General features: G+C 70.7%; 21 protein-coding genes and 2 tRNA genes. 3 read left to right on the plus strand and 20 right to left on the minus strand.

The features are described from left to right. Positions 1-14 precede the first annotated feature (14 nt). From OG241_RS19180 to leuS, 6 genes are all read right to left on the minus strand, one after another. Positions 15-875 (minus strand): arylamine N-acetyltransferase, encoded by an 861-nt coding sequence (locus tag OG241_RS19180; RefSeq protein ID WP_405816753.1) that lies wholly within the window; start codon positions 873-875, stop codon positions 15-17. A gap of 4 nt (positions 876-879) precedes the next feature. Continuing rightward, on the minus strand, positions 880-3,480 hold the full coding sequence (locus tag OG241_RS19185) for a ComEC/Rec2 family competence protein (RefSeq protein ID WP_405816755.1): 2,601 nt from the start codon (positions 3,478-3,480) through the stop codon (positions 880-882). A 131-nt stretch (positions 3,481-3,611) separates the two neighbouring features. Then, the gene (locus OG241_RS19190) at positions 3,612-4,823 is read right to left on the minus strand and encodes a helix-hairpin-helix domain-containing protein (protein ID WP_405816757.1); all 1,212 of its coding nucleotides are present in this window, start codon (positions 4,821-4,823) and stop codon (positions 3,612-3,614) included. Between the two features lie 140 nt (positions 4,824-4,963). Continuing rightward, positions 4,964-5,809 (minus strand): DegV family protein, encoded by an 846-nt coding sequence (locus OG241_RS19195; protein ID WP_405816759.1) that lies wholly within the window; start codon positions 5,807-5,809, stop codon positions 4,964-4,966. Positions 5,810-5,890: 81 nt separating this feature from the next. Beyond that, positions 5,891-6,661, minus strand: coding sequence for a hypothetical protein (locus tag OG241_RS19200; RefSeq protein WP_405816760.1), 771 nt, complete (start codon positions 6,659-6,661; stop codon positions 5,891-5,893). Between the two features lie 179 nt (positions 6,662-6,840). Then, positions 6,841-9,720 carry a leucine--tRNA ligase gene (gene leuS, locus OG241_RS19205; RefSeq protein WP_405816762.1) on the minus strand — a complete coding sequence of 960 codons (2,880 nt, stop codon included), beginning with the start codon at positions 9,718-9,720 and terminating at the stop codon, positions 6,841-6,843. Between the two features lie 479 nt (positions 9,721-10,199). On the opposite strand from leuS, the gene OG241_RS19210 reads away from it, so the two are divergent. Both OG241_RS19210 and OG241_RS19215 read left to right on the plus strand, forming a co-directional pair. Beyond that, positions 10,200-11,501, plus strand: coding sequence for a cytochrome b/b6 domain-containing protein (locus OG241_RS19210; RefSeq protein ID WP_405816763.1), 1,302 nt, complete (start codon positions 10,200-10,202; stop codon positions 11,499-11,501). Further along, positions 11,498-13,117 carry an NADH-ubiquinone oxidoreductase-F iron-sulfur binding region domain-containing protein gene (locus OG241_RS19215; RefSeq protein ID WP_405816764.1) on the plus strand — a complete coding sequence of 540 codons (1,620 nt, stop codon included), beginning with the start codon at positions 11,498-11,500 and terminating at the stop codon, positions 13,115-13,117. Before OG241_RS19210 ends, OG241_RS19215 begins: the two co-directional genes overlap by 4 nt. A gap of 154 nt (positions 13,118-13,271) precedes the next feature. Here OG241_RS19215 and OG241_RS19220 read toward each other — a convergent pair. The 9 genes from OG241_RS19220 to OG241_RS19260 form a co-directional block, all read right to left on the minus strand. After that, a tRNA-Ala gene (locus OG241_RS19220) sits at positions 13,272-13,344 on the minus strand. Between the two features lie 114 nt (positions 13,345-13,458). Further along, entirely contained in the window at positions 13,459-13,692 is a 234-nt protein-coding gene (locus OG241_RS19225; protein ID WP_044472114.1) for a hypothetical protein, read from the minus strand. A gap of 433 nt (positions 13,693-14,125) precedes the next feature. Beyond that, a tRNA-Ala gene (locus tag OG241_RS19230) sits at positions 14,126-14,198 on the minus strand. Positions 14,199-14,271: 73 nt separating this feature from the next. Continuing rightward, entirely contained in the window at positions 14,272-14,946 is a 675-nt protein-coding gene (locus OG241_RS19235) for a histidine phosphatase family protein (RefSeq protein WP_405816766.1), read from the minus strand. Further along, positions 14,943-15,386, minus strand: coding sequence for a ribosome silencing factor (rsfS, locus tag OG241_RS19240; RefSeq protein ID WP_006376171.1), 444 nt, complete (start codon positions 15,384-15,386; stop codon positions 14,943-14,945). Before rsfS ends, OG241_RS19235 begins: the two co-directional genes overlap by 4 nt. A gap of 130 nt (positions 15,387-15,516) precedes the next feature. Beyond that, entirely contained in the window at positions 15,517-17,271 is a 1,755-nt protein-coding gene (locus tag OG241_RS19245) for a LytR C-terminal domain-containing protein (RefSeq protein WP_405816768.1), read from the minus strand. A 16-nt stretch (positions 17,272-17,287) separates the two neighbouring features. Continuing rightward, a complete protein-coding gene (nadD, locus tag OG241_RS19250) occupies positions 17,288-17,992 on the minus strand; it encodes a nicotinate-nucleotide adenylyltransferase (protein ID WP_405816769.1) in 705 nt (234 codons plus the stop codon). A gap of 66 nt (positions 17,993-18,058) precedes the next feature. Then, positions 18,059-18,223 (minus strand): hypothetical protein, encoded by a 165-nt coding sequence (locus OG241_RS19255; protein WP_405816770.1) that lies wholly within the window; start codon positions 18,221-18,223, stop codon positions 18,059-18,061. 131 nt (positions 18,224-18,354) lie between these two features. Then, positions 18,355-18,516 (minus strand): hypothetical protein, encoded by a 162-nt coding sequence (locus tag OG241_RS19260; protein ID WP_006376179.1) that lies wholly within the window; start codon positions 18,514-18,516, stop codon positions 18,355-18,357. A 101-nt stretch (positions 18,517-18,617) separates the two neighbouring features. Here OG241_RS19260 and OG241_RS19265 point away from each other — a divergent pair, with 101 nt between their 5' ends. Next, positions 18,618-19,730 carry a M48 family metallopeptidase gene (locus OG241_RS19265; protein ID WP_405816771.1) on the plus strand — a complete coding sequence of 371 codons (1,113 nt, stop codon included), beginning with the start codon at positions 18,618-18,620 and terminating at the stop codon, positions 19,728-19,730. 40 nt (positions 19,731-19,770) lie between these two features. Here the strand turns inward: OG241_RS19265 and OG241_RS19270 are convergent, their stop codons facing one another. The 5 genes from OG241_RS19270 to proB all read right to left on the minus strand — a co-directional run bounded on the left by OG241_RS19270 (position 19,771) and on the right by proB (position 24,925). Then, positions 19,771-20,841 carry a hypothetical protein gene (locus OG241_RS19270; RefSeq protein WP_405816772.1) on the minus strand — a complete coding sequence of 357 codons (1,071 nt, stop codon included), beginning with the start codon at positions 20,839-20,841 and terminating at the stop codon, positions 19,771-19,773. Positions 20,842-20,941: 100 nt separating this feature from the next. Continuing rightward, on the minus strand, positions 20,942-21,559 hold the full coding sequence (locus tag OG241_RS19275) for a hypothetical protein (RefSeq protein WP_405816774.1): 618 nt from the start codon (positions 21,557-21,559) through the stop codon (positions 20,942-20,944). A 153-nt stretch (positions 21,560-21,712) separates the two neighbouring features. Continuing rightward, positions 21,713-22,999: a glutamate-5-semialdehyde dehydrogenase gene (locus OG241_RS19280; RefSeq protein WP_405816776.1), complete on the minus strand. Its 1,287-nt coding sequence runs from the start codon at positions 22,997-22,999 to the stop codon at positions 21,713-21,715. A 106-nt stretch (positions 23,000-23,105) separates the two neighbouring features. Beyond that, on the minus strand, positions 23,106-23,570 hold the full coding sequence (locus OG241_RS19285) for a hypothetical protein (protein ID WP_405826307.1): 465 nt from the start codon (positions 23,568-23,570) through the stop codon (positions 23,106-23,108). 227 nt (positions 23,571-23,797) lie between these two features. Next, the gene (gene proB, locus OG241_RS19290) at positions 23,798-24,925 is read right to left on the minus strand and encodes a glutamate 5-kinase (RefSeq protein ID WP_405816777.1); all 1,128 of its coding nucleotides are present in this window, start codon (positions 24,923-24,925) and stop codon (positions 23,798-23,800) included. Positions 24,926-25,063 lie beyond the last annotated feature (138 nt).

Consider the following 25,063-nt stretch of genomic DNA (forward strand, 5'->3'; position numbering starts at 1 on the left):
CCCCAGTCGCCCAGTCACCCAGCCACCCCGGTGGCCTCAGCCGCCCCACCGGTTCCCCCTACCGTCGGCACACCCGACACCTCGATCCCGAACCGCTCCCGGTACACGGAGAGCACCTCGCTGTCCGTCTCCAGCTCCCGCACCTCCCGTTCCCCGCCCGGCGCCGTCACCGTGAGACTCCGGCCGCTGAGCGTGATCCTCCCTCCTTCCTCCGTGACCCGCGAACAGACCAGGGAGCGCGTGAAGTGCGACTCCGGCGAGGTGCTGTGCCACCAGGCCCCGGCGACGAAGTCCCCGAGCACACGGGGCCGCAGCTCCAGCCGGTACCGGCGCACGCCGTCCCGGACCACGTCCAGGTCACCCAGGCCCGCGTCGGCCCCGCCCCCTCGTGCTCCCGCCGCGTCCGGCCCCGCCTCGACGACCCGGAACGTACCGCCCGGATCCTCCTGTTCCTGCCGACGTCCGATGGCCAGCGGCCAGTGGCTGTGCGCCCCGAAGCCCACGTCGACCAGCCAGTCGCCGCCGTCCGCCGTCCGCACCCGCAGCGCGAGATGGTCGTAGGGAATGCCGAGCCGGTCCTCGTCGCCGTACACCCGCGCCGCCAGCAATGTGACGTCGAAGCCCAGTGCCGTGAGCAACGCTCCGAAGAGACCGTTGAGTTCGTAGCAGAACCCGCCCCGACGGGCGTTCACCACCTTGTCGAACAGCCGGTTCTCGTCCAGAACGATGTCCTCGCCCAGATGGATCGAGAGGTTCTCGAAGGGCACCGACACCAGGTGCCGCAGTTGCAGCTCGCGCAACACGTCGAAGCTGGGCGACGCGGGACGCTCGGCGCCCAACCGGCGGAGGTAGGCATCAGCCTGTTCGGAATACATGGCCTCAGTTTCCCGCCACCCGCAGCTCCCGGCCCGCACCGACGACCGCCAGGGCCCCGTCCTCGTCCGTCCGCAGCACCACAGCACCACCCTCCCTGAGCGCCGCCACCGTGCTGGGAGCCGGATGCCCGTACGTGTTCTCCGCGCCGCACGAGATGAGCGCCAGCCGTGGAGCAGCCGCCCGTATGAGGTCCGGGTCCTGATAGGCCGACCCGTGATGGGCGACCTTGAGGACGTCCACGGCACGCACCTGAGCGGCGGCCGGTGAACTCAACAGCGCGCGCTGGGCCGGAGGTTCGAGGTCCCCGAGGAGCAGCAGGCGCAGTCCGGCCGACCGTACGAGCAGGGTGACACTGGCGTCGTTGGCGCCCTCCGGTTCAGGGGCCGGCGCCGGTCTCGGCCACAGCACCTCCCAGTCGAGGTCCCCCGTCCGCCGCCGCTCACCGGCGACGGCACGCGTCACCGGGACGCCCCGGGCCACCGCCTCTCTGAGCACGAACTCGGCCTGGTCCTCGGGCTCCTCGAACCCTGTCGTCTCGATCGCGCCCACCGAGCGCCCGCGCAGTACGCCGGGCAGCCCCGCGACATGGTCGGCATGGAAGTGGGTGAGGATCACGAGGGGCACCTTGGTGATGCCGAGTTCGCGCAGACAGTGGTCGACCAGTACCGGGTCGGGTCCGGCGTCCACGACCACACCGGTGCCTTCCCCCGCCGCGAGCACGGTCGCGTCCCCCTGCCCCACGTCGCACATGACGAACCGCCACCCCGGCGGCGGCCACCCCGTGATCACCCTGGTCAGCGGTGCCGGCCGGACCACGACCAGGAGCAACAGCACACCGCAGGCCGCGCACCACCACGGATGCCTGAGCAGTCGCGCGCCGGCGAACACCACGAGCACCATGCACAGCCCCAGCAGCAGCGCGCCCGTCCAGCTCCCCGGCCAGTCCACTCCCCCGCCGGGCAGGGCCGCTCCCGTACGGGCGATGTCGACGATCCATCCCGCGGGCCAACTCGCACCCCAGGCCAGCATCCTGGCCACCGGCATCGCGACCTGCGCCGAGGCCAGTGCCGCGAAGCCCAGCACGGTGGCCGGGGCGACGGCGAACTCCGCGAGCAGGTTGCACGGCACCGCCACCAGGCTCACCCTTGCCGACAGCACGGCCACAACCGGCGCGCACAAGGCCTGCGCCGCACCGGCCGCGGCCAGCGCCTCCGCCAGCCGTGGCGGCACCCCGCGCCTGCGCAACGCCGGGCTCCAGCGGGGCGCGATGGTGAGGAGCGCTCCGGTGGCCAGGACGGAGAGCAGGAAGCCGTAACTCCGCGCCAGCCAGGGGTCGTACAGCACCAGGAGCAGAACCGCTGTCGCCAGCGCCGGGATCAGTGACCGGCGACGCCCGGTCGCGAGAGCGAGCAGCGCGACGGATCCGCAGGCCGCGGCCCGCAGCACACTCGGGTCGGGTCGGCACACGACGACGAATCCCAGGGTGAGCGCGCCGCCGAGCAGCGCGGTCGCCCTGAGGGAGAGGCCCAGGCGCGGTGCGAGGCCCCGCCGTTCGACCTGCTGGGCAAGGGCGGGCGGGCCGATGAGCAGGGCGAGCAGAATCGTGAAGTTCGCACCGCTGACAGCCATAAGGTGCGTGAGGTCGGTCTCCTTGAACGCCTCGTCCAGCTCGGGTGTGACACGGGAGGTGTCTCCGACCACCAGCCCGGGCAGCAGCGCCCGGGCGTCCTCCGGCAGGTCCTCGGTGGCGTCCCGCAGCCCCGCGCGCAGTCGCCCCGCGAACCGCTGCGCCGCCGACGGCTGCCCCACCACCTCCGGTGCGGCCCTGTCCCGTACCCTCAGCACGGCCGCGACCCGGTCGCCTCCCGTCAGCGCGGGCACGAGCCGCCCGGTCACCCGCAACCGTGTGGACGGCAGCAGCCCGAGCCAGGGCGAACTCTCCGGCCCGTCCGCCGACTTACCCGCGCCCGCCGCGTTACCCACGTTCACCGACTCCGCCGCGTTCACCGCGTTCACCGCGTTCGCCGCCCGGCGGAACGGTCCCGTCCTCCTCGGCTTCCCGCCCATGTCGACGGTCACCAGCACCGGCGTCCGCGTCGCCACCACACTCCCGTCCGCCTTCTCGACTCGCCGGACGTCGGCCTCGATCAGTACGGCGGACGGCAGGGCATGGGCGCCCTGGACACGGGGCCGGGTGAGTCGCGGATCCGAGGTGACCTCCAACTCGGCCGTCACACCGGCATACTGCCGAGCCAGCCCTGGCACCGGTCCCCGCCGCAGATCGGCCCCGTGCAGCCCGGCGGAGACCGCGGCGGCGGCGACACAGAGCAGCACAGCGGCCACGGAGACCCGCGACCAGCTGCCCCGCCGGGGCTGTCCGGCCGACGGGAGACCGGGCTCCCCGGAAGTGCGTCGGGCCAGCAGGAGCAGACCCGCCACGACCGAACAGACGACCGCACCGCCGGTGACCCAGCCGGGCGGGACGTCCAGCGCCAGTGCCGCCGTCGCCCAGGCCGCCAGTGCGGGCGGCACCAACCGCAGGTCCGTCGGCCCTTCCTGTCGGGGATTGGCCGCCCCCAGGCGTTTCCCCGAGGCCGCGTGCACGGACCCACGTGCGCGGGGTGTTCGCTGAGCGGGGGCGCCCGGGTCATCGTGTGGGCGGGGCTCCTCGTGCGCGGCCCCGGCCACCGCACGACCGGGCGGCCCTTCGGGCTCCGAGACAGGCGGTACCCGGTTCATGGCTGCACGAGATTTCGCAGGTCGGCGAAGCGCCGGTCACCGATGCCGTTCACGTCGCGCAGTTCGTCCACGGACCGGTATCCGCCGTGCTGGGTGCGGTAGTCGATGATGTGCTGGGCCAGCACAGGGCCGACCCCCGGCAAGGTGTCGAGCTGATCCACCGTGGCCGTGTTCAACGGGACAGGCGCCGCCGGTCCAACCGCCGGACCGCCCATGGCACCGCCCGCTCCCCCACCACCCGAGCCACCCGTACCGCTCAAGACGGCTCCCGGTACGGGCGCAGGCCCACCGACCACCACCTGTTCGCCGTCCACCAGGAAGCGCGCGCGGTTGAGCCCGTCCGTCTTCGTACCCGGACGCACCCCACCTGCGGCTCGCAGGGCGTCGGTGACCCTGGACCCGGCCGGCAGCCGATGCACTCCCGGCTCACGCACCTTGCCGCTGACGTCCACCACGATCTGGGCCCCTGCCGCCCCCGCGACACCCCGGGGCACGGCCGTACCACCCGCCCCCGCCCGCACCGCCCCCACCGGCGCCGCCGCCCGCACGACCTCCGGCGCCCGAACGGACTGGGCACGCCCCGTCCAGAAGTGCTGCGTGGCGAGCACCGCGGCAGCGACCAGCACCACCGTGAGCGCCAGCACGCTCCGCCGCTCCAGACCGCACCGCACCTGCAACCAGACAGGCATCCGCTCCCGCATCGCGAGCCCGGCCCGCTCCTGCCAGGCCCCGACAGCCCGACCACCCACAGCACGGCCACCGACACCACTGCCCACCGCTACCGGAATTTCCGCGGTTTCCGGCACTTCCGCCGCACGAGGCGCGTCCCTGGTGACGCCCGCCCGTCCACGAGGAAACGCGACCGGCACATCAGCCGCCGGAACTGCGACCGGAACATCGGCTGGGATGTGAACCGGGGTGTCAAGACGCACCGTCGGAGTGACGCCCCGCACCCTCTCCTCGTGGTCCCCCGCCTCCGCATCCCGCTCACCGCCCGGCGGCCCGTTCCCCGACTCCCTTCGTCGCAGCGCCTGTTCGCCGAAGAGCACCTCCGCCCGGCGGCGGATCTCGTCGGCAGAGGCCTGCCGCTGCCGGGACCGGCCGTGCGGACGTCGTCGATGGCTGTGCCGGACGCGGCCGTCGGACATCGGGCCGCGGCCCGGGCCACTGGTCGGAGTGGTTGCGTGTGAACGTGATCGAAGTGCCATGCGCCGAGGATGGAGGAATCCTCCGACTCGCGATGATCTTGCTCAATTTCGGTGGATTACCCGCCGGTTGTGGATAACTCCGTCACCCACACGGGTCCCGCGCACAGGCAAAACCCTGTCATCAGAGCCTGCGACACCCCTTACCGAGGCGAGACGACCACTCCCAGCAACCCGGGCCCCGTATGCGCCCCGATCACCGCCCCGACCTCGCTCACATGCAACTCGGCCAGCCCCGGCACCCGTAGCCGCAATCGGTCCGCGAGGGCCGCCGCCCTGTCGGGGGCAGCCAGATGGTGAACGGCGATGTCGACCTGCGCGCTGCCCGCCTGATCGGCGGCGATCTCCTCCAGCCGGGCGATCGCCTTGGACGCCGTCCGGACCTTCTCCCGCAGCTCGATGCGGCCCCCGTCCAGCTGCAGCAGCGGCTTCACGGCGAGGGCGGAGCCGAGGAGTGCCTGCGCGGCGCCTATCCGACCGCCGCGGCGCAGATAGTCGAGCGTGTCGACGTAGAAGTACGCGGACGTACCGGCGGCCCGCTTCTCCGCGGCGGCGACTGCCTCGTCCACCGTGCCGCCCGCTTCCGCCACCTCGGCCGCCGAAAGTGCGCAGAACCCGAGGGCCATCGCGACCACGCCGGTGTCCACCACCCGCACGGGCACCGGCGCCTCACGGGCCGCCAGCACCGCGGCGTCGTACGTGCCCGAGAACTCGGCGGAGAGGTGCAGCGAGACGATGCCGGTGGCGCCGGACTCGGCGAGCTTGCGATAGGTCTCCGCGAAGAGCTGCGGGCTGGGACGGGAGGTGGTGACGGGCCGGCGCTTCTGGAGTGCCTGGGCCAGGGAACGGGCCGAGATCTCGGTGCCCTCTTCGAGGGCCTGGTCACCGAGGACCACGGTCAGCGGCACCGCGATGATGCCGTGGCGCTCCATCGTCAGCGGCGGCAGGTAGGCCGTTGAATCGGTGACGATCGCGACATGGCGGGACATGATCTGGAGGTTACCTGCCGTAGGTGGTGGGCGGCAGCCCGCCCCTTTCACCTGCGGCGGGACCGGAGTCGTGCCGCAGGATCAAGTCGTGCTCTCGGGACGGGGTTTCTTCTGCCAGGGGTAGACGGGCTGCTGGACCGGCGGGGTGATCGCCGGCCGGGTCGGTTCGGTGGCCCGGCGCGCGTCGGGGTTGTCCGGCCAGGTCTGTTGCGCCGTCACGCCGTCGGGGGCCGGGGCCTCTGGCCACGGCGCCGGAGCGGAGGCAGGGGTGGGGGTCTGTGCAGGGGGCGCGGCAGGCGTGGGCTCCGCCGTCGTCCAGTGCCGCAGGGCGCCCGCCTCGACGTCTATCTGGGTCCTCAGGGCGTCCAGGTCGTCGTCCGCGAAACGCGTCGCCCGGTCCCGGGCCGCCCAGCGCAGCGAGTCGGCCGCCTGCGTGATCTGATCGGTGCGCTCGCGCAGGGCGGGCAGTCGCGCGACGAGCCTCGCCCGGTCGGGCTCGGACTCCAGCCTCTTGAGTTCCGCGTCCAGCTCGTGGCCGTGCGAGCTGAGCCGCTCGAAGAGGCCGAGCGACTCCTTGAGGGACTCGTCCTCGCCGACTCCGGCGTGCAGCGCGTCCTGTGTGGCCCGCATCGAGGTGCGCAGCTTCAGCCTGAGCTGGGCCAGCTCGCCGGCCGGGCCGGGCTGGGCGTAGGTCTTGGCGCGCAGCGTGGTGTCCTCGACCGTGCGGCGGGCCTGCGAGATCGTCCGGTCCACGCCTCTCTTGGCCGCGCCGACCACCTTCACGGTCGCGTACACGCCCAGCACCACGAACAGCAGAAAGAGCAGGGCGACAACTGCGACAGCGGCTTCCACGACGCTCCTCCTCCTACCGGTCGCGGCCTTCGAGCCGCTCTTCAACGGTAAACGCAAAGGGCAGGTCCGGAGTTCCAAAAGAACCCCGAACCTGCCCGTAGGGGACTACCCGGAAGAGCCGGACGAGCCACCCGCACTCACGCCGACGTCTGCGCCGATGCCCGCACCAACACCTGCGCCTACGCCGTGACGATGTTGACCAGCTTCGGCGCCCGCACGATCACCTTGCGGATCCCCGCTCCGGCCAGCGCCTCGACGACCTTGTCGTCACTCAGCGCCACCTTCTCCAGCTCGTCGTCGGTGATCGACGGCGAGACCTCCAGGCGGGCCTTGACCTTGCCCTTGATCTGCACGACGCAGGTCACGCTCTCGTCCACGACGTACGCGGGGTCCGCGACCGGGAAGTCCTGGTGGACGACCGAGTCGTGGTGGCCCAGCCTGCGCCACAGTTCCTCGGCGATGTGCGGGGCCAGCGGCGCGACCAGCAGCACCAGGGCCTCGGCCACGGGGCGCGCGACCGGACCGCCCACCTTGGTCAGGTGGTTGTTCAGCTCGGTGACCTTGGCGATTGCGGTGTTGAACCGCAGGCCCTCCAGGTCCTGGCGGACGCCGTCGATCGCCTTGTGCAGGGCACGCAGGGTCGTCTCGTCGGCCTCGGTGTCGACGACGGTGACCTCGCCGCTCTCCTCGTCGACGACGTTGCGCCACAGCCGCTGCAGCAGCCGGTACTGGCCCACCACCGCGCGCGTGTCCCACGGCCGCGACACGTCCAGGGGACCCATGGCCATCTCGTACAGGCGCAGCGTGTCGGCCCCGTACTCGGCGCTGACCTCGTCCGGAGTGACCGCGTTCTTCAGGGACTTGCCCATCTTGCCCAGCAGCCGGGAGACCTTCTCGCCGTTGTGGAAGAAGGCGCCGTCGCGCTCCTCCACCTCGGCGGCCGGGACGGCGATGCCACGGCTGTCGCGGTACACGAAGGCCTGGATCATGCCCTGGTTGAACAGCCGGTGGAACGGCTCGACCGAGGAGACGTGCCCCAGGTCGAACAGGACCTTGGACCAGAAGCGCGCGTACAGCAGATGCAGCACGGCGTGCTCGGCGCCGCCGACGTACAGGTCGACGCCGCCGTGGGGCTGCCCCTCCCGGGGGCCCATCCAGTACTGCTCGATGGCCGGGTCGACCAGCTTCTCGCTGTTGTGCGGATCCAGGTAGCGCAGCTCGTACCAGCAGGAACCGGCCCAGTTGGGCATGGTGTTGGTCTCGCGGCGGTACTTCCGCGGGCCGCGGCCGTCACCCAGGTCCAGGGTGACGTTGACCCAGTCCGCGTCGCGGGACAGCGGGGTCTCCGGAGAGGTGTTCGCGTCGTCGGCGTCGAAGGTGCGCGGCGAGTAGTCCTCGACCTCGGGCAGTTCCAGGGGCAGCATCGACTCGGGCAGCGAGTGGGCGACGCCGTCCTCGTCGTAGACGATGGGGAAGGGCTCGCCCCAGTAGCGCTGGCGGCTGAACAGCCAGTCGCGCAGCCGGAAGTTGACGGTCCCGCGACCGATCCCCTTGCTCTCCAGCCACTCGGTGATGCGCGCCTTGGCGTCGGCGACGGCCAGCCCGTCCAGCGAGATGTCGTCGTTGGCCGAGTTGATGATCTTCGCGTCGTACGCGCCGAAGGCGTTGTCCCACGTCGAGGTTTCGGTGCCGCGTCCGTCGGTCGGCTCGACGATGCAGGGGATCGGCAGCTCGAAGGCGCGTGCGAACTCGAAGTCGCGCTGGTCGCCCGCCGGTACGGCCATGATCGCGCCGGTGCCGTACCCCATCAGGACGTAGTCGGCGATGAAGACGGGGACCTTCTCGCCGTTGACCGGGTTGGTCGCGTACGAGCCGATGAAGACACCGGTCTTGTCCTTGGCCTCGGCCTGCCGCTCGACGTCCGACTTCGAGGCGGCCTGGGCGCGGTAGGCGGCGACGGCCTCGGTGGGCGTCGCGTGGCCGCCCGTCCAGACGTCGTGGGTGCCCTCGGGCCAGGCGGCCGGGGTCAGCTTCTCGACCAGCGGGTGCTCGGGTGCCAGGACCATGTAGCTGGCGCCGAACAGGGTGTCCGGGCGGGTGGTGAAGACCGTGATGGCCTCGGCGCCCGCGGGGAAGTCGACGCGGGCGCCCTCGGAGCGGCCGATCCAGTTGCGCTGCTGCAGCTTGATGGCCTCGGGCCAGTCCAGCGCGTCCAGGTCGTTCAGCAGCCGGTCGGCGTAGGCGGTGATGCGCATGTTCCACTGGCGCAGCTTGGCCTTGAAGACGGGGAAGTTGCCCCGCTCGGAACGGCCGTCGGCGGTGACCTCCTCGTTCGCCAGTACGGTGCCCAGTCCCGGACACCAGTTGACGGGCGCCTCCGAGGCGTACGCCAGGCGGTACTCGCTCAGGACGTCCGCGCGCTCGGCGGCGGTCAGCTCGTTCCACGCGCGCGCGTGGTCACCCGGTACGGCGCGCTCGCCGCTCTCGAACTGGGCGATCAGGTCGGCGACGGGACGGGCACTGTCCGCCTCCTCGTCGTACCAGGAGTTGAAGATCTGCAGGAAGATCCACTGGGTCCACTTGTAGTAGTCCGGGTCGATCGTGGCGAAGGACCGGCGCTTGTCGTGGCCCAGACCCAGCCGGCGCAGCTGGACCTTCATGTTCTCGATGTTGGCTTCGGTGGACACCCGAGGGTGCGTGCCGGTCTGCACGGCGTACTGCTCGGCGGGCAGGCCGAAGGCGTCGAAACCCAGGGTGTGCAGGACGTTGTGGCCGGTCATGCGCTGGAAGCGGGCGTACACGTCGGTCGCGATGTAGCCCAGCGGATGGCCGACGTGCAGACCCGCACCGGAGGGGTACGGGAACATGTCCATGATGAACTTCTTGGGCCTGGCGGCCAGTTCCGGGTCGTCCGCCAGATCTCCGCTCGGGTTCGGGGCGGAGTACGTGCCCTCGGCGTCCCAGAAGTCCTGCCAGCGTGCCTCGATGTCGGCCGCCATGGCAGCCGTGTAGCGGTGCGGCGCTGCGACCTCGGCGGCAGCGGGGTTCGTCTCGCTCATGGTGTTCAAAGCTCCATCGATCGTCTCTGCCAGCGGCTGGAAATGAAAAATCCCCTCGCACAGGAGGGGACGCCGCGCCGATGCCGACCACGATTCTTCAGTGGTCGGGACTGATCAGCGCGGCTCACTAAGCAGAAGGCGTACGGCACGCATGGCGTCAGGGTACCGCAGCCGTCGAGCGTGCCGCGACGGAGTTCACCGGGTGCGTGGCACCGGGTGCCATACCTGGAACGAGTCCCGGAAGTCCCCACAGGACCCCCACACCTCACCCGCGTGCCTCAGTGGGAAACGTGAGTCGCCACACAGCAATACCTGAACCAGGTTCAAAAATTACTTCGCGTAACAACCCCTATGGGACATCACAACGGCCTCGTAGCCCTTTGGTAACAGCGCAATAACTCAAACCTCGTACTCCTCGGTATGTCTCGACTTAGAGTTCGACGCGGGACCGCCTTCCCGAACCGCTCGGAGTTGCCCCCATGAACCCTCGTAGTAACAGTTCGCTTCCCGCGACCGGCCGTTCGGTCTCCGGGATGGCGACGGCTGCCATGCTGCTGCTCATACCGGTGATCGTGCTGGTCGGCGGTGACTCGGTCCAGGACTTCCTCAACTTCGGTGCCGGCGTCCTGTCGCTGGTCGCCCTCTCCTGCTCGGTGATCTGGGGCCTGGTCGCAACCGACCGGGTATTCCTGAACACCCGTCAGCGACTGATCGCACAGGCCGTGCACCGGACGACCGCCGTCTCCTCGGTCGCCTTCCTCCTGCTGCACGTCTCGGTCAAGCTGGCACTCGACCACGTCACCCTGATCGCCGCGCTGATCCCCTTCAGCCTGGGCGTCACCGGCACCTCAGGTCTCATCGGCATGGGCTCGATGGCCGGCCTGCTCATGATCTTCACGGCCGTCACCGGCGCCCTGCGCAGCCGGTTCGCCTCCCCGGCACCGGTCGCGGCCCGCTGGCGCGCGATGCACATGCTGGCCTACCCGGCCTGGTGCTTCGCGCTGGTCCACGGGCTGTACGCGGGACGCCAGGCGAAGCCGATCTTCACGATCCTCTACGGCCTGTGCCTGCTGGCGGTCATCGCGGCCCTGGCACTGCGCTCGGCGCCCCGCCCGTTCAAGCGCAGGGTGGCCGCCCAGATCATGGCGATCCTGGGTTCCCAGGAGCGACCGGGCCGCGAGGGCCTGGACGCGAGCCGGGCTCGCCTCGGGGAGTCCACCCTGGCGGGCTACGAGAACCAGTCCGCCGGGAGGCCCGCGCGCGGGGACTCCGGGGTGCCCCCGCAGCGCAGCGCGCCCCCCGCCGCGTCGCCGTTCTACGACGCTCCGACCAGCCGCACCATGACCCCCGAACCCTCGCAGGACGGGTTCGCGGCGGCCTACCGCACCCAGACGCCCCCGAGCGCGCAGGACTCGTACATGGACCAGACCGCGCGCATGGACATCCAGGCCACCGAGGCGATGCCGCGGATGGACGGCAGTACGTCGGGCAGCTGGCCGATCCCGTCCCCGCCGCCCGTCGGCGAGGCTCCCGTGTCGGCGTACGACCCCATGGCCGACACCGGATACAACATCCCGGCCTACGGCAATCCGGGCACGGCCGCGTACGGCACGAGTGATATGTACAACACCGGTGAGTCGAATGCCGCCTATGGCACGTACAACGCGAACGACACGTACAACAGCGGTCCCGCCACTGATGCAAACCCCGGTGCTTCCTATGACTTCGACGCACCGGGTTCGGGCGAACCTTGGAACGCGCCTTCCGGAGGCTTTAAGTGAACGAGGCTCTGCCCGACGTACCCGAAGTCCGCGTGGTCGGGCTTCCCCAGCTCACGTCGGGTTTCGACCTTGTCGAGAGACTTGACCTGCCCATGCACCTCAAGGTGCATGGGCCGCTCGAACCGATGGGCGGCGAGCAGCTCGCGCAGCTCGCCGAACGTATTTCCCTCAAGGGCCGCGGCGGCGCGGGTTTCCCCTTCCACAAGAAGCTGCGGTCGGTCGCCGAGACGGCGATCCGCCGCGGTGTGCGGCCGGTCGTCGTCGTCAACGCGAGCGAGGACGAGCCCGCCTGCCGCAAGGACACGGTGCTGGTCAACCGTGCCCCGCACCTGATCCTGGACGGCGCCCTGCTGTGCGCGGAAGCCATGGGCGCCCGCACCCTCGTCATCGGGGTGACACGTGAATCCACCCAGCGTTCCATGGAGGCCGCGCTCGCCGAGCGCGGCCTGAACAACGGCCGCCGATCGGCCCTCCGCGCGCGCGTGCAGCGCAATCCCATCCGCATGGTCACCGGCGCCGCCGCCTCACTGATCCGTTCCATCGACGGCGGCCCGGCGATCCCGCCCGGCCGCAAGATCAGCGCCTCGCAGAGCGGCGTCGGCGGCGCACCCACCCTGCTGTCCAACGCCGAGACGTACGCCCAGCTGGCGATCGCCGCCCGCATGGGGGCCGAGCGCTACTGCAACACCGGCCTGTACGACGAGCCGGGCACGGTCATGCTCACGGTCTCCGGAGCGGTCGCCCGCCCCATGGTGATCGAGGTGCCGACGGGCGTCCCGCTGCGCTACGTCCTCCAGCTCGCCGGCGCCCCGCCGGTCCCGCAGGGGGTGCTGACCGGCGGCTACCACGGCAAGTGGATCGACGCAGCGACGGTCAACGAGGCGATCGTCTCGCGCAACTCCCTGGACGCGGTGGGCGGTGCGCTCGGCGCCGGCGCGATCCTGCCGATCAGCCAGGACACCTGCCCGCTGGGCGAGTCCCTGCGCGTGGCCCAGTGGCTGGCCGAGGAGAGCGCCGGGCAGTGCGGCCCCTGCTACCTCGGTCTGCCCGCCGCGGCGCGCGGTATGGCGGACATCCTCAACGGCGGCGGCCCGGCCGCCCTGGAGGCCGTCAAGCAGGTCGCCAAGTCCGTGAAGCGGCGCGGCGCGTGCTCGCATCCGGACGGCTCGGCGATGTTCCTGGAATCGACCATCAAGGCGTTCACGGACGACCTCGCCGCCCATGTCCTCGGAAACGGCTGCGGAAGGCCCGTAGAGGGCGTTCTGCCGCTCTTCGAGGGCGGTCAGACCCCCACGGGCATCCCGGGCGGCCAGGCGGAGGAGGAGAGCGGCCCCAGCCGTCAGAAGATCTACGTCGACTGGACCCTCTGCCGGGGCCACGGCCTGTGCGCCGACATCCTCCCGGAGGTCTTCGAACTGGGCGCCGACGGCTTCCCGACCGTCGCGCAGGCGAAGGTGCCCCGGTACGCGGAGGCGAAGGCGCTCCGCGCCGTGCGTCGCTGCCCGGCGCTGGCGCTGCGTCTTGAGGAGGACACCAAGGCCTCGGCCCCGGACCGGCTGCCGGTCCTCTCCCAGCGCGGTGGCAGGGGCCGCCGCGCCCTCGGCAGCGGTCGCTGAGACACGCGGGAGACACCCGGAGACACGCGAGAGCAACCACGGCGGGCCACTCGGATCGGTCGAGTCGCCCGCCGTTCGAGTTCCCCGTGCACTCTGCGTACGCACAACGACGAAGGCGGGCCATCCTGTTCGGATGACCCGCCTTCGACTTCTGTGGAGCTAAGGAGAATTGAACTCCTGACCTCCTGCATGCCATGCAGGCGCTCTACCAACTGAGCTATAGCCCCTCGCGGTGTTCCGCCAGGTTTCCCCGGCGGCGACGCCAACATTACCGGTCCCCCGGTGCAGCACCAAATCGTTTCCGTCGCCCCCCCGTCGTCCCCCGGCAGGGGTGCCGGGGGTCAGGCCGTGACGAACGAGTAGAACCGTTTGAGGGTGCAGTGCTCCTCGAGGAGCCGCCCGTAGATCGGCTCGCCCTCCAGCTCACGGTAGGTCTCGATCGGGTCGCCTTTTATGATCAGCGCCCGCGCGCATTCCTCGCACCAGTACTGGTAGTCGTGGTTCACCGGCTCCATGTCACGGACGATGGGCGTACCACTGCCGCACCAGTCGCATTTCCTCCTGTGTGCACCCATCGATCAGCTCCAGCTGTGGCCGCAGGCCGTGCACACGTAGGAAACGCCACCGTTGTCACCGAGCACCTGGGCGACATGGCCGGAACCGCAGGAAGGACAGCTGAGACGGGTTCTTCTGCCCCGTATGACCGCCGCATCAGGGAGGTGACCGACCTCCCTGAGGATGCTCGCAGGCATCGCAACTCCCTCCCGTCGGGCCGCGCCCCCTTCCGGCCGTTTGATTCTGCCACGGCCGGGCCAATACGGTCAGCGACGCCTTCGTACCAGTCCGGACACGGCACCCACCGAGGCCGTCGGAGCCGGTGCGAACGCGCACACAAGTAGAGCTTCCGGAGAGGTATACGCCTCCGGGCCCCCAAGTGACTCAAGCAGGGCGAACGAAAAATCCCGCCCCCCGGAGGGGGCGGGACCTTGATCAACCGACCATCTACTGTGGAGCTAAGGAGAATTGAACTCCTGACCTCCTGCATGCCATGCAGGCGCTCTACCAACTGAGCTATAGCCCCGTCTGTTCTTCCCGCCCGGCGGGGCGAACAAGAAGAACTTTAGCCTGCGGCCTGCCGGAAAGTGAAATCCGGGTCAGTCGTCGTCACCGAGCACCGGCTCGGGCAGTGTGCCGGCGTTGTGCTCGAGCAGACGCCAGCCGCGGGCGCCCTCGCCGAGGACGGACCAGCAGCAGTTGGAGAGACCGCCGAGGCTCTCCCAATGGCGGGATTCCAGGCCGAGCAGGCGCCCAATGGTGGTCCGGATGGTGCCACCGTGACTGACGACCACAAGGGTGCCGTTCTCGGGGATTTTCTCGGCGTGCCGCAGCACCACGGGGGCGGCACGGTCGGCGACCTCGGTCTCCAGTTCACCGCCGCCTCGGCGGATCGGCTCACCACGCTTCCACGCGGCGTACTCGTCGCCGTGGCGGCCGATGATCTCCTCGTGCGTCAGCCCCTGCCAGACGCCCGCGTACGTCTCCCGCAGGCCCTCGTCGTGCGTCACCGTGAGGTCGGTGAGCTCGGCGAGTTCGCGCGCCGTGTCGGCCGCGCGCCGGAGGTCGGAGGCGACGATCGCGTCGGGCTTCAGGGAGGCGAGCAGCCGGGCGGCGCGGCGCGCCTGACCGATGCCGGTCTCGGTGAGCTCGACGTCGGTGGTGCCCTGGAAGCGCCGCTCCACGTTCCACGACGTCTGGCCGTGGCGCCACAGGATGAGGCGTCGGCCCTGGCCCGGCTTGCGGCCGGTCCCAGTGGACGAGGGTGCGGTCACCGCAGACCTCCGAAGTCGGCGGGGTCCTCCTCGGCCTGGAGCTTGGCGTGCTCGGCGGCCTTGCCGCGGGTGGCCTTGGCGTCGGCGGGCAGTTCCAGCTCGGGGCAGTCCTTCCAGAGCCGCTCCAGGGCGTAGAAGACGCGCTCCTCGCTGTGCTGGACGTGGACGACGATGTCGACGTAGTCCAGGAGCACCCAGCGGGCCTCGCGGTCACCCTCGCGGCGGACCGGCTTGATGCCGAGTTCCTTGCCGAGCCGCTCCTCGATCTCGTCGACGATCGACTTGACCTGGCGGTCGTTGGGTGCGGAGGCCAGCAGGAAGGCGTCCGTGATCGACAGCACGTCGCTGACGTCGTAGGCGATGATGTCGTGCGCGAGCTTGTCGGCAGCCGCCTGCGCGGCGGCGGAGATGAGCTCGATGGAACGGTCAGTGGCGGTCACTACAAGGCTTTCGGTCGGCGGTCGGGAACCCGTACGGGTTTACCCAAGGGTCTCACGGACCGCCGACGCCACCCCACGTCATTACGGGATCACACCCCGGGCACCCAATGAGGGCCCGGGGTGTGCGCGGTCACGAGGTCGGCTTGTAGTCCTGGCCGAGGATCACGGAGACGTCCGCGTTCGAGGAGACGGTGCCCTTCTTGACCGCGCTCGTGGGCAGCCCCAGGGTCTTGGCGGTCTCGACGGCGTTCTCCTTGTCGGCGGCGTCGCCATAGGTGACCAGGGAGGTGGCGCGCGCGGTGTCGGCCGTACCGGCCTCCAGGAAGGTGAAGCCACCGTTCAGGAGGATCACGCGGGCCTTCTCGGTGTCGCCCTTGTCGCCGGTGGCGTTCTGGACGGAGACCCGGACCGCGGCGTCCTTGTCGGGGCTCTTGGCGGTGCCGCCGAGCACGGTCTTCACGACCGAGGAGTCGGCCTGGGCGCTCAGGGTGCCGTCGCCCTTGACCGGCAGCAGCGCTGTCTTGTAGTCGCCGCCCTTGGCGAGGTCGGCGAGCCTGGCGAGGAAGCTGCCGAGGTCCTTGTCGGTCAGCGAGGGGTCGAGGATCTGCGCCAGCGTCTGCACGGTGACCGTCGCCGCCTGCGCGTCGGAGGAGAGCTTGCGCAGCACTCCCTGTATGACCTGCCCGAACCGCTCCAGTTGGGCGTCCTGGGCCTCGCCGGGGGCGAGGTAGGTGGCGTAGGCGACGGCCATCTTGCCGCTGAGGGTCTGGGCCTCGCCCTTCTTCACCAGGGGCGCCTCGCCCTTCTTGGCAGCCGGGTCGGGTACGTCCGTGTTGGTGTCGATGTCGATGTTGCCGACCAGTTCGACGAGGTTCTGCAGGTAGGGGGTGTCGAGCCGCCAGGTGCCCTCGATGTCGGTGCCGAGGACGGTGTCGAGCGCGTCGCGTGTCCCGGAGGAGCCGTCGTCGTCGACGGACTTGGCGAGCGTCGTCGTGGTGCCGTCGTCGTCGGTCAGAGCGAGCGAGTTGGGCAGCAGGACCGTGGTGCCCTGCTTGGTGGTGGCGTTGTCGACGAGCAGCACCGTGGAGGTGCCGCCCTTCTTGGTGTTGTGCAGGTGGACGACGACGACGTCCCGTTTCTGGGGCCCCGCGGTGGTGGCCCCGCCGGTCCCGCTGTCCGTGGACGATGCCCCCGGCAGCTTCCCGGCGTACCAGAGGTAGCCGACCCCGCCCACCGCCACCAGGGCGAGGACGACGATCAGGGCGATGGCGCGACCGCGGGCGCGGCGCTTGGCCTCCTCGCGGCGCTCGCTGCGGTTCTCGGTGAAGTCCAGCCAATCGATGACGTCCTCGGAGTCACCGGTGGGCTCCTCGACGAAGGCGAACTGCTGGGTGCTGTAGGCGCCTTCACCCTGGTCCTGCGAGGCGTCCTGGGCCCCCTGGACCCGTGGCAGGTCCCCGTCCGCCGGACCGCCCTGCTGCGGGACGTAGGCGGTCGGTGCTGCCTGCGCGGTCCGGGCCGTCGGCACCGACGGCGGTGCCTGCTCGGCGACCCGGGGCTGCTGCCCGCTGTTCGCCGGCTGCCCGTAGGGGTCGTACCCGGTGGCCGTGGCCGGGTTCCCGGCGCCGTACGGGTCGTAGGACGGGGTGGGCTGCTGCTGCCCGGTCGCGTACGGGTCGTAGCCGTACCCCTCGTATCCCTGCTGCTGTGGGGTCGGCTGCGCGTACGGGTCGTACGGCTGCGGGTTCGGCTGTGCCTGCTGCTGTTGCTGGTACTGCTGCTGGGGTGGCGGCACCTGCTGGTACACAGGCCGGCCGTAGTCGTCGTAGCCGGCGAGCTCGTACTGCTGGTCGCCGTCGTACCCCGAGTCGTGTCGGTCGTTCACCGGTGCCCCTCTCGGCTCAGTCGCCGCGGTACAGCTCGCGCTTGTCGATGTAGCGCACCACACCGTCCGGAACCAGATACCAGACCGGGTCGCCCTTGGCGACCCTCGCACGGCAGTCTGTGGACGAGATGGCCAGGGCGGGAACCTCGACGAGCGAGACACCGCCCTCCGGGAGTCCGGGGTCGGTCAGGGTGTGGCCGGGCCGGGTGACTCCGATGAAGTGCGCGAGGGAGAACAGTTCGTCGGCATCGCGCCAGGTGAGGATCTGGCCGAGCGCGTCGGCGCCCGTGATGAAGAACAAGTCCGACTCGGGGTTGAGCGCGCGCAGGTCGCGCAGGGTGTCCGTGGTGTACGTCGGCCCACCGCGGTCGAGGTCGATGCGGCTGACCGAGAACTGCGGGTTCTCGGCGGTCGCGATGACCGTCATCAGATAGCGGTCCTCGGCCGGCGACACACTGCGGTCGGTCTTCTGCCACGGCTGTCCGGTCGGTACGAACACCACCTCGTCGAGGTGGAACTGCGCGGCGACCTCACTGGCCGCCACGAGGTGTCCGTGGTGGATCGGATCGAATGTCCCGCCCATGACACCGAGGCGGCGCTTGCCGGGGCTCGACGGACCGTTGCCGAGCACGCGCCGGAGCCCCGGACGGCTCTTCGCGTCGTGCGCCGGACGGTCGCCGGCGTTGTCCGCCGGACCGGTAGGCATGTCCTGCTCTCCCATGCGGCAGACCCTACCGGCCCGGCCCGAGGGCACCGGCCGCGGTGTCCGAACCCTCCCGGAACCGACTCAGCGGTCGCGGTTGAAGCGGGTGGTGACCCACAGCAGGAGCAGCAGGATGAAGAGGGCGCCGCCACCGGTGAGGTAGGGGCTGAGGCTCTCGTGGTTGCCGCCGTGCTCCTCGCCCTCGGCTGCGAGGGTGACCAACTGGGCTGCGGTGCTGTGGAGGCTCATCTTCGGCAGGACCTATCCGGTGAGGGCGGGATAACGACGTCGGCTCATGGTAAGCGTGCCCTGCGACGAGGATCACGCCGACTCCGCCGACAGGCCCGGGGAGGGGCCGGCGGGGGAACTTCCGGCCCGTCTCAGTCGTCCTTCTGCCTGTACCCCCGCAGCAGGAACCACGCGGTCAGGATGCAGCCGAAGAACATCACGATCAGCACGACCCGGAGCAGATCGCCGGATCCCTGCTTCTCGGCGGCGCTCGCGGCCTCGGTGATCCAGTCGGTTACGGGGGTGTGGTCCATCGGATCGCTCCTTAGGGTGTGCTGCCCCGCCACGGTATCTCCGCCTAGGCTGGACTCCGCTTCGGGGGGCACATAGGGCAATCAGACGCGTGGGGGAACACATGTCCGACGACAGCCGTGACAGCAACAGTCAGGGGCCCGAGGGCCACGAGAACGTGCCCGGGAGACAGCGCACCCGCTTCCCGGGGATCTCCTCGCGGGCCTACGAACACCCGGCCGACCGCTCCGCCCTGGTCGCCCTGCGCAAGCTGAGCGGGTTCGACACCGTCTTCAAGGCGCTCAGCGCGCTGCTTCCGGAGCGCAGTCTGCGGCTGCTGTTCCTGTCCGACTCCGTGCGCGTCTCGGACCAGCAGTTCGTCCATCTCGACGCCATGCTGCGGGATGCCTGCCAGATCCTGGACCTGGAGAAGGTCCCGCCGATGTACGTCAACCAGGACCCGCAGCCCAACGCGATGTGCATCGGTCTGGACGATCCGATCATCGTCGTCACGACCGGCCTCGTCGAACTGCTCGACGAGGAGGAGATGCGGGCGGTCATCGGGCACGAGGTCGGACACGCCCTCTCCGGGCACTCCGTCTACCGGACCATCCTGCTCTTCCTGACCAACCTGGCCGTCCGCGTCGCCTGGATCCCGCTCGGCAACCTCGCGATCATGGCGATCGTCACCGCTCTGCGCGAGTGGTTCCGCAAGTCGGAGCTGTCCGCCGACCGCGCGGGACTGCTCGTCGGCCAGGACCTCAAGGCGTCCATGCGCGGCCTGATGAAGATCGCCGGCGGCAACCATCTGCACGAGATGAACGTGGACGCGTTCCTCGCCCAGGCGGAGGAGTACGAGGCGGGGGGCGACCTGCGCGACTCCGTGCTGAAGATCCTCAACGTCCTGCCCCGTACTCATCCCTTCACCACCGTGCGCGCCGCCGAGTTGAAGAAGTGGGCGGAGTCCCGCGACTTCCAGCGGATCATGGACGGCCACTACCCGCGCCGCACGGAGGACAAGGACACCTCGGTGTCCGGCTCCTTCCGTGAGTCGGCGGCGAGCTACGCGAGCAACGTCAAGAACTCGAAGGACCCGCTGATGAAGCTGGTCTCCGACATCGCCGGCGGGGCGGGCGACCTCGGCGGGCGGGTCCGGCGCGGCTTCGGCGGACAAGGCAACCCGGCGCCCGGCGACTCCACCCCGCCCAACGACCAGCCCCCTCGCGACGACGCCTGACAAGCGCTCCAGGAGGCTCGCCGGCCGCCGGCCTGACCGGTCACACCTTCGGCTGCGCTCCTGCCGCCAGTGAGCCGCACAGCGCCGTCGCACCGCCCGTCGCGTACGGATCCGTGCCGGCGGGCCCGCCCGCCTTGGCGGTCTGGCCGGCCAGCAGCGGGCGGAAGTGGTTCGAGGAGTCCTCGGCGCAGGACAGCGGTCCGGCCTGGACGTAGGAGACGACCAGCCGGACCTGGTGCATGCGCAGGTCGTCGCGGTCGAAGCTGAAGTGCAGCTCGCGCCGGACGGTGAACAGGGACGCCTTCGCCCGCTCCCCGGCGCCGGTCGGGCGCACCGCGTACACGAAGGTGTGGTCGGCCACGACCTCCAGGGTCGCCGAGTCGGTCTCGGTGGCCCGCAGGGTGCCCCGTACGCGGATCCTGTCGTCGGCCAGCTGGGCGCGGGAGGGGTCGAAGCGGACCAGCCAGCCGGTGGGCGCGTGCCTGCCGTCGGCGGTCGGCTGATCGAAACTCTGGTCGAACTGGTCGAGTTGGTCGGGATCGAGCATCACCCGCACGGCTCGGACCTCGCCGCCGGCGAGCACCTCCGGATAGAGCGAGGACTCGACCAGATAGTCCTTGGCGGCGGTCAGGGCGGTCACGACCTGACTGTCCGAGAAGTGCTCGGTGCGTCGCGTGGCGGGCAGTGAGATGCCCTCGGCGCCTATGCCGAACTGGGCCGCCGGACTGTGCTCGAACAGTTGTTCAGGATCGGTGGCGCCGGGCACGGCGCCCTGCGGCGCGAGGGGGATGACGGTCATCCGCAGCGGCTCCGGGGCCGACTCGGCGACCGGGCTCTGGTAAGGATTCCGTACGCCCATGTAGATCGCGGTGCCGAAGGCGACGGCGATCAACAGCACGAGGGTCAGCGCCTGCCAGGACAGCCCCCGGTGCCGGGGCTGGCGACGGCGTACGGCCGGTGCGTGGTCGTCCAGACGCTCCTGCGCGGAGAACTCCTGGAGCCGGGCAGCGCGGACGAACGACTCGTCGAAGACGACGGATCGGTACTCGTCCTCGCCGCCACCAGGGGCAGCCTCGGGTGTCCCCTCAGGTGGGTCTCCTGGTCCGCCCATACCTTCAGAGTAGGTCTCCCGAAGCCTCGGTAAACGCGCCGCTGCTCGACAGTTCTGACAGGTTCCCACCAGGAAGGGACAGGGCGCGGGTGCATTCGGGTCAGGGAGTGCGGGGGAACGCGGACACGGCCGGCCGGGAGTAGTCGGCCGAGGCCGAAGGTGTCGTCTTTCCGCCCTGCTCGAGATTGGTCGAGGCGGGCGGCGGCACCTGCTCCTCGCGGCTGGAGGACGCCCCCCGGTAGACCGCCGTGAAGGCCAGCGCGACCATGCCGATCCCCATCACGAGGGCGAGCATCCAGGCCACGGGGCGGTGCCAGCGGGAGACCTGTTTGCCGTGCGTGCCCGGAGCGCCGTAGCGGCCCTCCAGGATGTCGGCGTCGTCCAGGTCGTGGAGATCCCGGCCGTGGCCGTAGTAGGCGGGGTCGTCGGGCCCGAAGGAGTCGTCGTGGCGCTCGTCTCTGAGGCCTCTGGCGTGCGCCCGGCGGGCCTCGGCCTCGGAGGCCTCCGCTCTCGCCTGCGCGGCGGCAAGGAGGCGTTCGACGGCGGTCGGCTCGTGCACCACGGCCGCCTGTACGAAGGCCTCGTCGAAGACCACGGAGGCGAACTCTTCGTCCGACACCCCGCGGTCGTGGTCGTCGTCGGGCTCCCAGCCGTCAGGGAAGAACGGCGTGCCCCCCACGTCCTCCGGCACGGATCCAGAGTAGACCGGGGGTGTCAATTTGGGCAGACGGTAGGGAAATTCAGCTACTGGATGAGATGCGTTTCATTCGTCGTCGGCCGCCGTCGCCCGCGCCGGCCCGCCGGGGCACAGCGCCGGGCGTACGCCCGCCGTCCGCCGGGCGCCCCGGCGGACGACCCGCGACCATGCCTCTCAGCGGCGGATATGCCCGTCGCCGGTGACGATGTACTTGGTGCTGGTCAGCTCCGGCAGCCCCATCGGGCCGCGCGCGTGCAGCTTCTGCGTCGAGATGCCGATCTCCGCGCCGAAACCGAACTGACCGCCGTCGGTGAAGCGCGTCGAGGCGTTGACGGCGACCGTCGTCGAGTCGACCAGCTGGGTGAAGCGGCGGGCGGCCTGCTGCGAGGTCGTCACGATCGCCTCGGTGTGCCCGGAGGTCCACAGCCGGATGTGGTCGACGGCCCGCTCCAGCGAGTCGACGACGGCTGCGGCGATGTCGTACGACAGGTACTCGGTCTCCCAGTCCTCCAGGGTCGCCTCGACCACCGTGGCCTTCGAGTCCTTCGCGTACGCCAGCACCCGCTCGTCGGCGTGCACGGTGACCCCGGCCTCCGCCAGCGCGTCCAGGGCGCGCGGCAGGAACTCGGGGGCGATGTCCTGGTGGACGAGGAGGGTCTCGGCGGAGTTGCAGACGCTCGGGCGCTGGGCCTTGGAGTTGATCAGGATCTCGATCGCCATGTCGATGTCGGCCTGCGCGTCCACGTACACATGGCAGTTGCCCGTGCCGGTCTCGATGACGGGGACGGTCGACTCCTGGACGACGGTCCGGATCAGGGAGGCGCCGCCGCGCGGGATGAGTACGTCGACCAGGCCACGGGCGCGCATCAGTTCCCGTACGGATTCGCGGCCCTCGCCGGGTACGAGCTGCACGGCGTCGGCGGGCAGGCCGGCTCCGCCGACGGCGTCGCGCAGCACCCGGACCAGGGCGGTGTTCGACTCGTGCGCCGAGGACGAGCCGCGCAGCAGCACCGCGTTGCCGGACTTCAGGCAGAGGGCGGCGGCGTCGACCGTCACGTTCGGGCGGGCCTCGTAGATGATGCCGACGACGCCCAGCGGGACGCGGACCTGGCGCAGGTCGATGCCGTTGGGGAGCGTGGACCCGCGGACGACCTCGCCGACCGGGTCGGGCAGCGCCACCACGTCCCGGACGTCGGAGGCGATCGCGCGCACCCGCTCCGGGGTGAGCGTCAGCCGGTCGATGACCGTCTCGCTGGTGCCGGCCTCCCGCGCGCGGGCGATGTCCTTGGCGTTGGCCTCGACGATTTCGCTCGTACGGACCTCCAGCGCGTCCGCGACGGCGAGGAGCGCGTCGTCCTTCTCGGCCCGCGGCAGGGGGGCGAGGTCAGCGGCGGCGGACTTGGCACGGTAGGCGGCCTGTGTGACCGGGGACATCGAGTCGTACGGCGAAAGCGTGGGCATGAGGAAAGCGTAGTGCGCCGGGCGGAACCGTCCAGCGGCTATCCCAAACCCCGAGACAGGCCCCCGAGACCCCGCAAGGAGACCCCTCAAATCCGCCGGACGGCCCCTAGAAGGGGTGGACGCCCACCGGGGTCGCCGGCAGGGGGCCGAAGCCCTCGGCGATGCGGTAGTGGTAGGTCTCACGGTCGATGACTTCCAGGCCGACGATCTCCCAGGGCGGCAGCTTCGCGGTCTGGCGGTGCTCGCCCCACAGCCGCAGGGCGACGGCCGCGGCGTCGTGCAGATCGCGGGCCTCCTCCCAGTAGCGGATCTCCGCGTGGTCGTTGGCGTATCTGCTGGTCAGCAGGAAGGGGTGGTCGTGGGCGAGCTGTTCCAGACCGCGCCGGACCTCCTTCAGCGGAGCCTCGGCGCCGGAGACGCTGAGCGTCACATGCCACAGACGCGGCATGTCCTTCGGCTCCTCGAACGCCTCCTCGAAGTGGGCGCCCGCCGCGACGCTGGTCAGGGCGCGCTCCTCGCCCACCTTGCGGGAGGCGCTTCCACCGCGGGACGTCGCCGCCCCAGGGCGCACTCGTCTCACGGCGGCCTCCTTTACCCGATGGTCGTGCGGAATCTCCCTGAAACAGAGAGAAGCAGGTGCGCACGCTTCATGGGGCACTTTTGCGGAACGTCCACCTCACGGCGGGCGGATTTGCGGGGCGTTCCCCCTGTTTTCGGCCTTTGCGGGACTGAAGTAAAAGGAGGTGAAAGGAGACGGCCGACGCGCCCCAGGGCTGCAGGGCTGCAGGGCTGCAGGGCTCAGGGGTTCAGGATGACCAGGTCGTCCCGGTGCACGACCTCGCGCTCGTACGCGGGGCCCAGTTCGCGGGCCAGTTCGCGCGTCGAGCGGCCGATCAGCTGCGGGATCTCCTTGGCGTCGAAGTTGACGAGCCCGCGTGCGACGGCGCGGCCCGCGCTGTCGCACAGCTCGACCGGGTCACCGGCGACGAACTCGCCCTCGACGGCGGCGATCCCGGCCGGCAGCAGCGACTTCCGCCCCTGGACGACCGCGCGCACGGCGCCGTCGTCGAGGCTGAGCGAGCCCTGCGGGGTGGAGGCGTGCTGGAGCCAGAGCAACCGGTCGGCGGAGCGCCTGCCGGTGGCGTGGAAGTAGGTGCCCGTGTCCCGGCCGGCGAGGGCGTCGGCGGCGTGCACCGCGCTGGTCAGGACCACCGGGATACCGGCGGCGGCGGCGATCCGGGCGGCCTCGACCTTGGTGACCATGCCGCCGGTGCCGACGCCGGCCTTGCCCGCACTGCCGATGTCGACCTGGGCGAGGTCCGCCGGGCTCCGCACCTCGGCGATCCGTGACGTGCCGGGTTTGCTGGGGTCGCCGTCGTACACACCGTCGATGTCGGACAGCAGCACGAGAAGGTCGGCCCGTACGAGGTGGGCGACAAGGGCCGCGAGGCGGTCGTTGTCGCCGAAGCGGATCTCGTCCGTGGCGACGGTGTCGTTCTCGTTGACGACCGGGAGGGCGCCCATCGCGAGGAGCTTGTCGAGGGTGCGCGAGGCGTTGCGGTGGTGGGCGCGGCGGCTGGTGTCGTCGGAGGTCAGGAGCACCTGGCCGACCCGGATGCCGTGCCGGGCGCAGGAGGCGGTGTAGCGGGCGATGAGGAGCCCCTGCCCGACGCTGGCGGCGGCCTGCTGACGGGCCAGGTCCTTGGGGCGCCGACGCAGACCGAGCGGGGCGAGGCCGGCGGCGATGGCGCCGGAGGAGACGAGAACGATCTCCTTCTCACCGCCGCTGCGGCTGGTGGCGAGGACGTCGACGAGCGCGTCGACCCGGTCGGCGTCGAGGCCGCCGGCCGCCGTGGTCAACGACGAGGAACCCACCTTGACGACAATCCTGTGAGCCCCTGCGACGGCCTGCCTTGCCCCTGCCACCTGCGTGCTGTCCCCTCGGTCGTCCGGCGCGGATCGTCCGGCTGCGCTGACGCGCAATTTACGCGAACAGGAGCGGGGGTGTGCGTCGGTCCAGTGGGCGGACGGCGGATCTCACCGCCGATCCGCGCCTGCCGGGGC

The sequence above is a fragment of the Streptomyces sp. NBC_01390 genome, from assembly GCF_045040105.1.
Lineage (GTDB): Bacteria > Actinomycetota > Actinomycetes > Streptomycetales > Streptomycetaceae > Streptomyces.

Coding starts and splice junctions, on each gene's coding strand:
- OG241_RS19180 (WP_405816753.1), bottom strand. CDS start 875: ATGTATTCCGAACAGGCTGATGCCTACCTCCGCCGGTTGGGCGCCGAG.
- OG241_RS19190 (WP_405816757.1), bottom strand. CDS start 4,823: ATGGCACTTCGATCACGTTCACACGCAACCACTCCGACCAGTGGCCCG.
- OG241_RS19195 (WP_405816759.1), bottom strand. CDS start 5,809: ATGTCCCGCCATGTCGCGATCGTCACCGATTCAACGGCCTACCTGCCG.
- leuS (WP_405816762.1), bottom strand. CDS start 9,720: ATGAGCGAGACGAACCCCGCTGCCGCCGAGGTCGCAGCGCCGCACCGC.
- OG241_RS19210 (WP_405816763.1), top strand. CDS start 10,200: ATGAACCCTCGTAGTAACAGTTCGCTTCCCGCGACCGGCCGTTCGGTC.
- OG241_RS19225 (WP_044472114.1), bottom strand. CDS start 13,692: ATGGGTGCACACAGGAGGAAATGCGACTGGTGCGGCAGTGGTACGCCC.
- nadD (WP_405816769.1), bottom strand. CDS start 17,992: ATGGGAGAGCAGGACATGCCTACCGGTCCGGCGGACAACGCCGGCGAC.
- OG241_RS19255 (WP_405816770.1), bottom strand. CDS start 18,223: ATGAGCCTCCACAGCACCGCAGCCCAGTTGGTCACCCTCGCAGCCGAG.
- OG241_RS19260 (WP_006376179.1), bottom strand. CDS start 18,516: ATGGACCACACCCCCGTAACCGACTGGATCACCGAGGCCGCGAGCGCC.
- OG241_RS19265 (WP_405816771.1), top strand. CDS start 18,618: ATGTCCGACGACAGCCGTGACAGCAACAGTCAGGGGCCCGAGGGCCAC.
- OG241_RS19270 (WP_405816772.1), bottom strand. CDS start 20,841: ATGGGCGGACCAGGAGACCCACCTGAGGGGACACCCGAGGCTGCCCCT.
- OG241_RS19280 (WP_405816776.1), bottom strand. CDS start 22,999: ATGCCCACGCTTTCGCCGTACGACTCGATGTCCCCGGTCACACAGGCC.